This is a genomic window from Bacteroides sp. An19, assembly GCF_002160215.1.
Classification (GTDB): domain Bacteria; phylum Bacteroidota; class Bacteroidia; order Bacteroidales; family Bacteroidaceae; genus Phocaeicola; species Phocaeicola intestinalis.
This window is the reverse complement of sequence record NZ_NFKD01000037.1, coordinates 1-14,562: the sequence shown is the minus strand read 5'-3', so window position 1 is coordinate 14,562 and position 14,562 is coordinate 1. Positions and strand designations below refer to the sequence as shown.

The following is a 14,562-nucleotide window of genomic DNA, read 5'->3' as shown; positions in this document are numbered from 1 at the left end:
GGAACGAGAAACATGAAAACAATCTGTTTATATAGCTTGTTGTCACTGCTTCCGCTGATGCCGGCAGCTGCCCAAGGCGTGCAGCGTCTGTCAAGCGGAGCAAAGGTGAGCGGTGTGGAAATCAACAAACAGCGCGACAGCGTGGTGATACAGATGAACATCGACCTCTCCGAAATGGAGGTGGGACGCAACCGTTCCGTGGTGCTGGCTCCGCTCTTTGCTCAGGGCGAGGACTGGCAATGGCTTCCTGCCATTGAGGTGATGGGGCGCCGGCGTTACATCTATTACCAACGCAACGAAGAGTCGCTTTACGCCGAAAATCCTTATGCCGTCATCAAGCATAGTGGCAAGCCGCAGAGTTCCGAAAGGGCTTCTGTTGACTACCGTATCGCCTTACCCTACAAACAATGGATGAATAATGCAGGTCTTTCGGTATCTGAAGACGTATGCGGATGCGGTGATGTGACAAAAGGAGGGAATACCCCATTGGCGCAAGCCGATCTTGCCTTTGTCCCGAAATTGGCGTACATCAGTCCTCAGGCGGAAACTCGCAAGACACGTGCGTTGAGCGGCGAGGCTTACTTGGATTTCCCTGTAAACAAGACCGTGATTTACCCCGAATACCGTCGGAACACTGCCGAATTGGCAAAGATACGCTCTACCATCGACACCATCCGTGCCGACAAGGATTTTAGCATCACCCAGATCTGTTTGCGCGGTTATGCGTCGCCAGAAGGCAGATATGAGTCGAACGTACGTCTGTCCGAAGGCAGAACGCAGGCACTTAAAGACTACTTGATAGAAGAATATGGTTTCGGCACAGCCTTGTTCCAGACTGAACCTGGTGGAGAGAACTGGGAAGGGTTGCGCCTGTACCTGCAAACAAGTTCGTTGGCAGATAAGGAGGCGATCTTGGCAATCATGGACGGCGAAGGCAGCCTTGACCAAAGGGAGCAACGTATCCGTTCGGCTTATCCGGCTTCCTATCGCACCTTGCTGCAAGACTGCTATCCCGCCCTGCGGCGCACCGACTATACGGTAGACTATACAATACGTGGCTTCAACGTGGAAGAAGCAAAAGAGGTCATCAAGACTCGTCCGCAAAACCTCAGCCTGCAGGAGATGTTTGCCGTAGCACAGACCTACCAGCCCGGCAGCGAGGAGTTCAACCACGTATTCGACGTAGCCGTCCGCATGTATCCCGATGACCCGACAGCAAACCTCAACGCCGCCAATGCGCTTTTGGAACGGAAAGAGGCGGAACAGGCATTACGATACTTGGAGAAAGCGGGCAACAGCCCTCAAGCCGATAACGCCCGAGGCGTAGCGTTGATTCTCTTGGAACGTTATGACGAAGCGCTCCCCTGCCTACAACGTGCCGCGCAAGCCGGCATCCGTGAGGCGGAAGAGAATCTGAAATACATTAGGTAACAAGGCATCAGTTGACAAGTTGACAAGGTTTTAAATAGCAAAACAAACCTTGTATCTAAAGCCTGGTCAACTTGTCAATTGAAACCTTGTCAACTGAAAAAAAATAACGCTCTTTGACATAGTGGGAATAAAAGAATAATTTGTAACTTTGCATACAGATTATAAATTTAATAATGAGGAGGATAAAGCCATGACGGAGAATTCTGCATTAGCCATGCAACGCGAAGCATTGATAAACGAATTGCGGAACGTGGACGACATTGATGTAATCCAAAAAGTACAACGCTCACTCAACCGTGCCTTGGCAGCGGTAAAGAAGGCGGCAAGCAAGGCGCAGGAAGAGGAGGATGAAGAGGAATACATCAGCAAGGAAGAGCTGGAACAAAGATACCTCAGAGCTTTTACTCAGATGTATCGTGCCAAAAAAGAAGGTTGGAAATTGAAATCGGCGGAGGAATTACTCAATGAATTATAGAATTGATACAATCCCCTATTTCGAAAAAGAATTGAAGCAGTTAGGTAAAAAGTATAAGTCATTAAAACAGGATTATGCCAATTTGCTTAACGAACTTCATGCCAACCCTGTTGCAGGGACTGACCTTGGCAGAGGCATTCATAAAGTGCGTATGGCTATTGCCAGCAAAAACCGAGGCAAAAGTCACGGTGCGCGGGTCATCGACTTTGTGTACGAAATAAATGAAGCGAACGGAGTAATCCTGTTGCTTGATATCTACGATAAAGCTGAACAAGAATCCATACCGCCCCATCGGATTGCAGAACTCTTAGCTATAGCAAGAGAATTTTTGAACATCACCGATGAAAATTTTATGAAGGACAGATAGATGGACGATAAAAACTCATTTACCGAAAAAGAAAGGAAGGTATGCCGCCAGTTAGGAATAAAAGACACTGACGAGATAGATTGTAAAGACCGTGCCCTTATTCGTGCGTTATCCCATGTAGATATTGCAGCAGAAAAAGGAGCCGAAGAAGGGTATATGACTAAAGAACAATTAGTGAAAGACTTACGTGAGGCACTCACCGAAGTATATATGACCAAAAAAGAAGGTCGAAAGCTGAAAACATTACAAGAACTTATCGACGAATTATAGGATTTCTTCCACCTTATTCCCACCATGTCATAAGAGCATATAAAGAAAAAGGATATTATTAACTTTAATTTATATGTGATTATGAAAAAGTTTAAGTTTTATGCTTTGGCATTCGCGGCAATAGCTTTTGCCGGATGCTCTGACGATGTGATCGACGGAAAAGGCGGAAACAACGGCATGCAAGGTGACGGCACTCCGGCTTATCTGACTATCTCGTTTACCGCCAATGGCGGAAACAGCAGCCGCTCTACCGCGGACGATGCGAATAATAATGGAGATAAGCATAATGGTGCGGAAGACAGCGGGCACCACAGTAGTGGCATTTCTGGTGAAAGCGACATCAACCAAATCTTGGTTGTCGTAGCTCCAGAATCTGAAGGTTCAAGTGCTACAGGTTTTGCCAATATCTATACTATAGCAGATGAAGAAACCGCAGGCGAAGACAATTTCGTTGAAGTCAATTCTGCCACTAAAACTTACAAAAATGCCGAACCTATTACAGTTACTACGGGTGACTATAATGTATTGGTTGTTGTAAATCCGACATCAGAAATTTCTTCTCCTACGGTTCTTAGTAACCCTGTAGAACTGTATCAGACAATCCTTGACGGAGAATATGACTATGAAACGGTACATGCAACCGACCTTTCAGCTTACCCTGCCAATTACACGAATGCAGCCAATAGCATCGGTATGGGATTAGGTTATGATGGTACATCTACTGATGATGCAGGTTTCATGATGGCAAACAAAGCGGAAGCTTCCGTAACATTGAACAAGACAAATACTCCGAATAATCCGGCTAAGGTAAACATTGATGTAGAACGTGTATTGTCTAAAATTACGTTCCGTTCGACTACTCCTCAAGAAACAAATAAAGAAAATGTTTATGCGGTAAAAGTAAATGTAGGCAGTACTCCAGCCATTACCATTGAAGGTGCTATCCAAGATGAAGGCAGCGATCCGGCTACTTATACGGTTTATACATTAAATGAGGCAAAAGATGCTGTAGGTAATACCATCTATGCACTCTACAACGAAGCTTCTTTATTCCAAGGCGCATATACAAAAGATACAGATGCTCCGCAACAAAGCGGCAAGGATGTCTATGTGAAACTGACTGCAAAAACCGTAGCGGAATACAATGCTGAAACCAATGAAGAAAAGAAAGTGCTTTGGTATGCAGTAGAAGACGCTGACGGAAATGGTAGCGTAAATGGCAATGAAGCATCTATGATTGAATTGCAATTTGATACAGATGCAGAAATAGAACAAAAGAATTGGTATGTAAAATTGGAAGGCTACGCTTTGGTGAACTTATCTAAGACCGTAAATTATGTAAGACACACCATCGCAAGTGCAGGTACAGCAATGACTCCGTTTGGCACATTGGATGGCAGCAATTTCTTATGGACTCCAAACTGGGACAACAACAATAACATTGTTTTCGTAGCTGATGAAAACGGTGAAATGCAGTTCCCTGCTGGCACTACAACAGACGGCTGGTTCTATAATACGCTGGCACAAGTTTCCGAAGAAAGTGCAAACTTAACAATAGAAAGTGAACAATTCAAAAATAATGGCGCTGCCGCTTCCTATTACAAGACATTCGCATCTATGCTAGACGATGATAGCAATGTTGGCCTCGAAGGAGATGATTCGCATTACCCAGATGATCCCCAATTACCTTCAGTAGGAAAACTGATGTCTTATTGCTTCGAAAACTCTACCGATATTGAACATCAAACTCACGGCTTAAGTACAGGTATCTCATTCGTGGCTACTATTTGGAACAATGCAGAGTGTACGCAACCTATTGAAAAGTTATATCTCTATCAAGGTCACAATTACACGTCTATCCAGCAAATTAAGGATGCTTATGGTGACGCAACTCCTGATGCTATCAAAGAATTGACTGAAACATCTACAAAAGAAGAGTTGGAAGCTGCTGACGTGAAATTGTATAACAGCAATATCTGTTATTATTACACAACCGAAATCAAACACTTCGACAACGGCAAACCAAATGAATTGGGCAATATGGAGTTCGCTATCATGCGTAACAACATTTATTCGTTGTCGGTAACGAAAATTGAACAAATTGGTGATCCGATTGTAGACCCGACTCCGGGTATTGTTAACGAATCAGAAGAAGCAGCATTAGAAGTACAAGCTAAGATTCTGCCTTGGATTGTCCGCTACAACGACATAGAGTTCTAAAAGTGCATTGCAAATACAGATAGATATTAATTTGTAGGGGCGAGGTTCGCTCGCCCGAATGCATCCACGCAGATGCAATCAAGGTAGGCAGACCCTGCCCCTACATAAAAAACGGACACCTTCACGCTATTAATTATTAACTGTTAATTATTAATTAAAAAAAGATGAAAACCCTGCTTTACTCCATACACCGCAAGGCATGCAAGTTAATGCTGGCTGCGGCAGCCCTTCTGCCCGTAACTTCGTGCGATACTGTCTGGGACAATGACGACGATTGCCCCATTGAAACCGAGTATCGGGTAAAGTTCAAGTATGACTACAACATGCTTTATGCCGATGCCTTTGCCAGCCAGGTACATTCGGTAACCCTTTATGCCTTTGATGCCGACGGCAAACTTGCTTTCCAGCAGACTGACCGGGGCGATATGCTTGCCGAATCCGATTATTCCATGCTGCTTCCTCTTGAGCCGGGTAATTATCGTCTGGTGGCATGGGCTGGCGTAGAAGACGGCAACGGCTTTACAGTTCCCCAGCTGACCGAAAGCATATCTGCAATAGACGACCTGACTTGCCGCATCAACCGCTATCCCACTACCTTGTGGGGCGAACCGATTGATTCGGTAGGCTATCTCCAACCGCTATGGCACGGAAGTGTGGAAACACCAACTTTAACCCGTGCAGCAGATCGTACGGAATACATCACCGTACCGTTGGTGAAAAACACCAACACCTTCCGCATCATTCTCCAGCAGATAGCTGCCGGACCGGTTGATGCCTCTTTGTTTGAATTTACCGTGACCGACGAGAACGGACTAATGGCTTACGATAACAGCCTTGTTCCCAACGACGGCACGCTGACATACATGCCTTATTACCAGGCGCAAGGTTCGGCTGATATCGAAGGTACACCCTCTGCCGACCAGATAAACATGGCAGTAGCCGAACTGAGCACAGGCAGGCTGATGGTAGACAGTGACGTGCGACTCACCATCTCCAACCGCGAGACAGGCGAAACGGTACTCTCTATCCCCCTAATAGACTATCTGGAGGTATGCCGTACCGTAGCCAACTACGACATGCCGCTCCAAGAGTACCTCGACCGCGAAGACACCTACACCATGACGTTCTTCCTCGACTCGAACAACGCCTGGATTAACACCCAAGTGATAATAAACGACTGGATAGTCCGCTACAACGATATAACTCCTGAAATATGATGAACCTACGGTATCTATATATAATAATGTGTATCTTCTCCCTCCTCGCCCTCCCAGGCTGCAGGGACGAAGAAGCCGTGCAGACCTCCGAAGGCACCCGCACCGTCACGGTCAACTTAGGGATTGCCATGAGTAGAGTGACGGAAGGCAGTTCGATAGGCGATGGAAGCACGCCTAAGGATATGAAAGTGTGGATATTCAATCAAGACAATACCGAGCTGGTAGATTACTACGAGATAGAAAATCCTACTTTCTCCGGTTCGGATGCTTTAGGCGAACTGGTAAATACCAATGAACACGTTTTCGAGTTGGATAATACGATTACGTATTTGAATTTTTATGTTGTATTGAATAGTGATAATGTAACAGGACTTTCTTACAATTTAGGTAGAGAATCGCCGGTTGATAAAATTAAAGCGGCAACATTTACTGGTTTAGCTGATAATTTAGAAGACAATCAAGTTCCTATCTATGGTGAAGCGACTAGTGAAGATGCTTTGCCGGTAGAAGACCATAAAAAGAGTTATTCCGTAACGATAAAAACAGAACGTGCCGTAAGCAAGCTGGAGTTATTCTTTACGAAAGAAAGTGCAAGTTCTGATTTAAAAATAAATCGAATAACGCTGGAAAATATTCCGAATAAGGGCTTGTTGGCAAAAGAAATTGCACTTATTGATATTGCAAATTACAACAAGACGGAAATTTTATTTGAGGACAGTAACGGTAAAGAAATAACAACAGATTTACCTGCATCTGAATCACCGGTCGGAGATTTCAGCAATCATCCTGATGATTTTGTACAGATAGATTTGTCGCAAGCGTATTTATTGGAAAATCCCAACAATAATGAATGGAGCCCTACTACCGGAACTGATTATGAGTATCCGGAGGCTGCCCCTTCCAGAGAGAATGCATACGTTTTGACGGTAGAATATACGTTAAATAACAAAGAAGAAGAAAGCTCGTTTGTCCTCCCCGAAACAAAGCGCAACATCTGGAACAAGATTTTCGTTCGGGTAAACGACAACGGAGAACTGATTATCCAGTATAAAGCGTTGCCGTGGCAACTGGTAAAATCTTCTATTGGGTATGCACCGCAACACGTAAGTACATCAAGCAATCCGTTTGCTGACGAAACTTCGTATAATGAGTTTATCAATGGCAACAATTATGTGTTGTTCCCTATCGTATCTTATAATGATGATCGATCGAATACACAAAAATTGTTCAATTACATTTATCAACATCCGGAGGAAGGTGATAACGAAGCACGACTGTGTATTTTGACTCGTCCGACGTATGATAATGAAATTGATGATGAAGAGCATTGGGCGTTGAAAGCCGGTTCTGCCGGTGCACGTTACCTGTTTATGTTGACAGGACCAAAAGGGGCAACATGGGAAGCACACCTGACGAATGAAAAAGATTTTTCTTTTTCAACAACAGCTGAAGATGATTTTAATGGTTCTGAATATGAATCGGATGGAAAAGTCAATAAAGTGACGCATGGCATTGCTCGTCAAAAGCCTTACATCATTCAGATAATTGCCAACCATCTTTATACAGGCTTTAGTAAAAATATGAGTGGTGAAACTGATGCCGGCTCAGATTTTGGTGAAAACGGTAATGATGGCTATGATCAATATAAAGGTTATAGTAAGACAGAGTGGGAAGCTCTTTTTGAAGATGATTATTTAACCGATTGGGGAGAAGAAAAATGGAATAAGGAAGAAGTTGTTGAAACTGATTTTTATATTACGGTGAAGTTGACAGATGGGAGCAAATATAATTTGATAATTAATCCTTCTTTTGAAAAAAGTGATATAGATAGTAAGAAATTCCCATTTTTAGATAAGCGTCGTTTTGCCGGAAATGATACGCACATTTGGATAAGACATCTACGAGCGCAATACGGATGGCAAAACTTGGAATATTTGGCACGGGATGTTGACCCTAATGCATCAGGCAATGAAGAAGAATGGGATAACTTCCAGTGGTGGATGGTAAATAAATATTGGAACCCTAATCATGAATGGAGTAAGTGATGATAACGAAACTTATACATAAAACAATGCTCCTTGCAGCTATCTGCCTCGGTTGCATAAGCTGCTCGGATGAAACATCGTTGCAACAAGCCGTGCCGGACAACAGCAACGGGCAAGTGAAGATCATGTACAGAATTGCAGGCTCTTCCCCCTTATCGCGTGCTGAAACAACTCCCGAACCCGGTTGGAGCGGAGATTGGCACGAGAACCTAATTACCCGTATTGACTTATTTGTATTTAATGAGGGAACAACAGATACGGATCCATCATGCTATAAGCATATAGAAGTAAGTGCAGGACAAGGTGAATCTCTATCAGACAAAGCTGATGAGTATAAGCCGTTACCGACAAACGAACTTACTTACGAAGAAGTAAGCGAAGGTAACTATACCTATTACATGGTAGCAAATTGCCCGCAACTGGCAGACAAGGATAATATCACTTTGGCTCAATTGAAAGCGGAAATGATAGAAACGGCTATTGCATGGAACGCCACGCAAGAATCTTTTGTTATGGACGGCATAGGAAAACGCAGCGGAGATGAGTTAAATATTACGTTAAGTTTCGACCTCGCCCGTGCCGCTGCAAAGATACGCTTAACAGTAAATGACAAAAACGGCAAATCGATTTTAAATCAATGCAAATATAGTTTCCAAAACTATGTAACCGCCGGAACATCGGTTATGAAGGAATCGGAAGCTTATGGCGAAGGAACAGACCAAAACCGTAGATGCATGGAACGGAATGCTGATGAAACGTTTTCTTTAACGTATGACACAAAAGCTGTGTTCTATTCTTATCCGAATGATTGGTTCGATGAAAGTTTATTAAATGAAGGAGGGACTTTTACAGATCCAGAAATCTATGCCAAAGATGATTTAATAGACGAGGAGAAACAAACTTATATCTTGTTGAAAGCCCCTTTTACAAACGAGGATAATATAACGAACGAATCTTATTATAAAGTTCCTGTTAATTTTACGATTGCAGATTACAACGATAAGGTATCATTCTCAAAAGATGAAATAGAAACGCTACGTGACAATTATTATCGCATGAAACGCAATTACATCTACGATATTACAGTGACCATCGATCACGAAGGCGGCACTTATCTTGACCCGGAAGAAGTGAAAAATCTGGTTTTGAAGGTTAATCCGTGGAACAGGGAAGACATCACTGTAAATTATACGGATGAATTAAGCTATACCAATGGCGGATGGGATGAGCAGACGATTTTGACACCCTATCCGAATGAAAACAATACCATAGTGCATATTAATCCGGAAGAACCGGCTGTATTCCGCTTTACCATCCAAAGTCCGAATACAGCAACATGGCGTGCGCAATTGACAGGAGACGTAGACGCTTTCAGATTTGCAGACGGAATAAATTCAGGTTCTGTCCAATACGACGATGAAGGCAACGCTGTGCAGCAAGAGTTAAAAATAGAAGCGGTATATCCGGGCTCGGAAGACCGTTTCGAAGCGCAATTGCATTTCTATGCAGATATAGCCGGAAAAACATACGAATTGGATTTGACCAATACGTCAACAAGTCCGATCGAGCCTTCAGAACCGGATGAAAGTACACAGATTCCTTATTTTACAATCCTTCAAAGTAAATAGTTATGAATGGTAAGATAGCACATATTGTATATATTGTCACGTTGCTTGTCGGTCTGTACAGTTGTCAGGACGACATGTCGGATAACGGAATTAGTGCAGACGGGAATTATCTGTCCTTTACCTTGTCTACACGAGCAACGGATATGGCAAGAAGCCCCGAAGAGGGAGAAGACCGTTTCAATGAAAATCTGATTGAAAAAGTTGATGTCTATTTCTTCGCATCTAATTCGGACAATGCGGAATGTATTTATGCACAGATGGACTTAGCACCTTCACGCACCAATACCACCGAATATACCTTGCAGATTCCGTTGGATAAGGAAAAACTCACAAGCCAGACATATTATGTATATGTAGTGGCAAACAGCGATGATTTCAGCTATACATCGTCTACCGCCGAAGGGGTATCTCTGCAAACAATCAAAGAAACGACAATTACCACAGAATGGAAAAGGGGCTATGCCGATAACAATACAGACCCTATAAAGGATGACGCGCAGGTAAAAGAATCTTCTTTGGTAATGGACGGCGGAGATAATATCACGATAGACCCTATGCCCACTGCATCGGAAGTAATCGAAATGACCCGTGCCATGGCTAAAGTCATGCTCTTCCCTACCACAGCTGAAAGTATTGTGACAGATGGGGTGACATATACACCTATCCCCGGCAGCATGAATGTGACAATGGTTTATGGCGTGCAGCAGACAAACCTTCAAGGAAATTATGCTGTACAAGAAACAGACTACATAGACCGCATCATCCGTGGATATAATCAGTCCGAGACGGATGAAGACGGTAAGATAGTATACGAACAAGCCGTTCCTTTTTATTCTTATCCCAATCCGGAAAGCACAAGCAACAGGAAAGACACTTACCTGATTTTATGTGTGCCTTGGAGTGCAACTATCAACGGATCGCAGCAAGCCCTGAAATATTATTACCGTGTGCCTATTTCGGGCAGCGATGCTCCTGCCGTATTAGAACGCAATACGTATTATCGGATAAAAGTGAATATCGGTGTATTGGGCAGTCTAAATCCGCACGATGCCGTAGAAGTGACGGATAAAGAGTTTGAAATCATGCCGTGGATAAACACAAGCATCAATGCCGATATGAATAACTACCGCTATCTTGTATTGGACGAGTATAATTCGGTAATGAATAACGTGGATGAATTGAGAATGCCGTATGTGAGCAGTAGCGAGATTGCATGGGAAGATAATCGTGACCCTAATGGAAACTATACAAGAATAACAAATGTTCATTATTGGGATTATCATAATGATGAATCTTACGAGGTTTATTTGACTTCAAATTATCCTTATGATACAAGAAACAATAATCCTCCTGTCGTTTTTAGTGACTTTAAATTGACACAAGAAGAGGATAATGGTCCATTATTGATAAGCCATCCACTGAATGATGATGATGACTTTGTCCCTTATACGATTACTGTAGAAGTTTACAATACACAAGGAGTACATACAGATACGTGGACCATTACGCAGTATCCGGCAATGTATATAGTAGGAGAGAATAATGAAGAAGGTGGTAGAACTAATCGATTTATCAATGGACATAATAATGGAAGTGCTAGTGGTGTTCATGTTTATGATGACTCTGGTTCCACTAATGACGATCATTATCTTGGAGTTGTTGCAAGTTTACAAGGAAATAGCCAATCAGTTAATTCAAATCCTAATTTATATACAATTCATATAACATCATTTGATGTTGATGAATATGCCATTGGCGACCCACGAAGTGAAACATCTTATTCTTTTGGACGAGATTTGGATGCGACAGAATATAAAAACACTCGAATTGAGGCTGAAAATATCATAGCACCAGCCTATAAAATTGCTTCGTCATGGGGAAAAACTCTTGCAGCAACGTATGAAGGTACGGTAAAACGTTGCGCTTCCTATCAAGAAGCAGGTTATCCTGCTGGACGATGGAGAATACCTACAAAGGCGGAAGTAGAGTATATTGTTTCCTTATCAGAGGAACATAAAATTCCTCGATTGTTTGGTCAAGCTGGAACAACTACAGACTATTGGGTTTCTTCTGGGAAATATAATACTTCAGAAGGATATCGAAGTGGTACAAATGGTACAGCAGTTGTCCGTTGCGTTTACGATGTATGGTATTGGGGTGATCAAACCATAGAAGAAGATAAAGAACACAATACAGAGAATTGGAACAATAATCAGTTCATTTGGGGGGATGCCGAAGACGGTTCATTGACAGAAGGAACAGAACATTAATAAGTGAATGTATGAAAACAATATCTGCTTACATATCAATTTTATTTTTCTTGATACTTACATCTTGTAACGATCAAGAAGTGATTTCTACATCATCGGTGGTATCACAAGCTGGTGAAGGCTATCAATTCACCGTAACGATTCCTGAACCGATTGTAGCTACTCGTGCAATGGGACATGAATTGACCAGTATTGACGGAAAGCCAATGCATGTATTGGTTTTCGATGAAAACGGATTCTTTGTAGCCAACCAAACGGCAACAAGTGTATCGTATGACTCCGAAGCAAATAAGGGGACGTATTCGGTTTCACTTCCGCCTTCAGACAGACCTCGTATTTTGCATTTCGTATTAGGCAATGTCCGATATGATACGTATGTGCCCGATGATAGCGAAGCAAGTATATTCAGTAGCCTATCAGTTAGTGATAATGAAGATGCGTATTGGCAACGTATTGAAGTAGATAAGATAACAAAAGATGAACAAACCGGAGAAATCACTTCAGATTTCCCTGAACTTATCACGTTGGTACGTAATTTTGCGCAAATATCAGTAGAAAGTGAAGCGAACAACTTTAGGATGAATGGGTTTGCTATAGTCGATGCAAGAAATGCCGGTACAGTAGCCCCTTATACAGGAAGCGGATTTGCCACTTTTGATTTGGATTTGGCGCAAGATGAAAATCCATATAATAAGTTTGTTTCTCTCAATAAAGGGTTTGGCGGTACTAATGCGGGCGATATACCCGAAACTCCTGAATCATCATTCACTTTTACACCGGACGACAAATACGTGTATGAGCGTAATCAAGATGAATCGGATAATCCGGCTTATATATTGGTAAAGGGATATTACGATGGTAGTTCCACTCCGAGTTATTATAAATTGGATATCGTTTCAACAAATGACCGATACGTTACATCTTATCTGAATCTGTATCGCAATTTTCATTATACCATTCAGATAGACAATGTAGCAGGGGCAGGCTACTCAAGTATAACGGATGCAATGAATGCCGTAGCTTCCAATAACTTGTCCGCTTCGGTAGAGGTCAGCCAAGTCAACCGGTTGGACGATGGAAACGGGAATGAATTGTGGGTAAGCGACATGGATATCATGCTGGTTTCTTCCGAACCGCATACCATAAACTATACTTATACTACAAATAATGGAAATGAAGGCAATGCGAATGCACAAGTAATGGTTACTCCCAGTGAAAGCGGTGGACAAGAAGACTATAACCATGCAGCAGTGCATAGCATCGTAAATGATGGAAATGGGAATATTACGATAACTCCGGTTTCACCTTTGCCTGCAACGATACAGACTCAAGAGTTTGTGGTTTCTACCCCTTCGCATTTGTCACGTAGGGTAACGGTGCATGTCCGTCAGGCTTTCGTATTTGAAGCCGTGGATTGTGATGAATTGGTAGAAAATGTAATCGGTTCAGGATTAACCTTAATCGTACAATTGCCTGAAAACATGCCGACTGCTGTTTTCCCTTTGGAATTGAACATAGAACCGGACAAGAAATCCATTTATCCGGATGTAAGCATGAACCGCATCCCAGTAGAAGAAGTAGGAAACTATACGTTTAAGTATCAGGCTACAGTGACTTATAATGAATATCGCCAAAATCCGACACTATTCTTCCATTTCAAAACAAATATGACTCAAAGCGCAACTTCGATTAAAGTAACCAACGATTATTTTGAAAATACAAATAACATAGCGATTTTCGAGAATGCCGGAACGGATGAAATATTCAATTTTGGAAGTGTGACATTAAATGGCGATGAAGGAACTTACTATTGTGAATCTTCACAAAATAAAGGCGAAACAATCACGTTGGGATTTGATTTGCATAATAATACTTATCAACCCCCAACGGAGCATACCATAGAAATTTTCGGTAATTATTTGGAGGTTGTAAGTTCATCTACCGGTACATGTGAACTGCGTAAAGGTAAAGACAATGCTTTTATCTATGTGCCTAATGATATTTATGAGCGTCAATATGTTACTTTCCGAATTACGCAGGATTATGCAAGCAGTACCATCCAGCTTTCCGCACGCGACCATAAAACCGCAACGATAGATTATACTATGCCAGCGGTAACGGTTACATTACAGTATCAATATAGGTATTATGGAGGAACAAGAACCGCTAATGTCCCAGAGGATACTCAAATTTTTATTTATAAAGATGCTGCACATACAGAGTTAGTGACAAAAGAGAAGCAGACTAATGACTATGGACAAATAACAATGGATACCTTTGTTGGATTTACAGGAGATGATATAATTTATTTTGAATGTGAATTCCGTCCTACACAAGGCAACAGAGGTACTTATAGTGGATCAGCAAGAGTATCAGAATTAGCTGCAAACAGTTCATTTACTTTGACTTTAAATAGACAGTAATTAAAACGATAACAAGACATTAAGTTCGCCAAGAACTTAATTATATCTCTATCAAAACCGTGGGGAAGCGTCCCCACACACATTTTACTTAAATTAGTAAATCGGGTAGGAGGTAAATGCTAATCATAGAAAGGCATTTGCCTCCTACTTTCACATTTACCGACCTCCCACACCACCGTACAAGCGGTTCCGCATACGGCGGTTTCGCGCTTTCTC

The 14,562-nt window shown here is 42.3% G+C and carries 10 protein-coding genes; all 10 read left to right on the top strand.

Annotated features, from left to right (window positions below):
• Positions 1-12: 12 nt before the first annotated feature.
• The 10 genes from B5F25_RS13330 (at position 13) to B5F25_RS13285 (ending at position 14,346) form a co-directional block, all read left to right on the top strand.
• The gene (locus tag B5F25_RS13330; protein WP_087250103.1) at positions 13-1,431 is read left to right on the top strand and encodes a DUF3868 domain-containing protein; all 1,419 of its coding nucleotides are present in this window, start codon (positions 13-15) and stop codon (positions 1,429-1,431) included.
• A 190-nt stretch (positions 1,432-1,621) separates the two neighbouring features.
• On the top strand, positions 1,622-1,906 hold the full coding sequence (locus tag B5F25_RS13325) for a hypothetical protein (RefSeq protein ID WP_022039517.1): 285 nt from the start codon (positions 1,622-1,624) through the stop codon (positions 1,904-1,906).
• Positions 1,896-2,273 carry a hypothetical protein gene (locus tag B5F25_RS13320; protein ID WP_087250101.1) on the top strand — a complete coding sequence of 126 codons (378 nt, stop codon included), beginning with the start codon at positions 1,896-1,898 and terminating at the stop codon, positions 2,271-2,273. The genes B5F25_RS13325 and B5F25_RS13320 overlap by 11 nt, the downstream gene beginning before the upstream one ends.
• Positions 2,274-2,543, top strand: coding sequence for a hypothetical protein (locus B5F25_RS13315; protein WP_087250098.1), 270 nt, complete (start codon positions 2,274-2,276; stop codon positions 2,541-2,543).
• An 81-nt stretch (positions 2,544-2,624) separates the two neighbouring features.
• Positions 2,625-4,763 (top strand): fimbria major subunit, encoded by a 2,139-nt coding sequence (locus B5F25_RS13310; protein ID WP_087250096.1) that lies wholly within the window; start codon positions 2,625-2,627, stop codon positions 4,761-4,763.
• A 164-nt stretch (positions 4,764-4,927) separates the two neighbouring features.
• On the top strand, positions 4,928-5,980 hold the full coding sequence (locus tag B5F25_RS13305) for a FimB/Mfa2 family fimbrial subunit (protein WP_087250094.1): 1,053 nt from the start codon (positions 4,928-4,930) through the stop codon (positions 5,978-5,980).
• Positions 5,977-8,025, top strand: coding sequence for a hypothetical protein (locus tag B5F25_RS13300; RefSeq protein WP_140406943.1), 2,049 nt, complete (start codon positions 5,977-5,979; stop codon positions 8,023-8,025). The genes B5F25_RS13305 and B5F25_RS13300 overlap by 4 nt, the downstream gene beginning before the upstream one ends.
• A complete protein-coding gene (locus B5F25_RS13295; RefSeq protein ID WP_140406942.1) occupies positions 8,025-9,653 on the top strand; it encodes a fimbrial protein in 1,629 nt (542 codons plus the stop codon). Before B5F25_RS13300 ends, B5F25_RS13295 begins: the two co-directional genes overlap by 1 nt.
• A 2-nt stretch (positions 9,654-9,655) precedes the next feature.
• The gene (locus B5F25_RS13290; RefSeq protein WP_087250088.1) at positions 9,656-11,923 is read left to right on the top strand and encodes a fimbrial protein; all 2,268 of its coding nucleotides are present in this window, start codon (positions 9,656-9,658) and stop codon (positions 11,921-11,923) included.
• Positions 11,924-11,934: 11 nt separating this feature from the next.
• Positions 11,935-14,346 carry a hypothetical protein gene (locus B5F25_RS13285; RefSeq protein WP_140406941.1) on the top strand — a complete coding sequence of 804 codons (2,412 nt, stop codon included), beginning with the start codon at positions 11,935-11,937 and terminating at the stop codon, positions 14,344-14,346.
• Positions 14,347-14,562 lie beyond the last annotated feature (216 nt).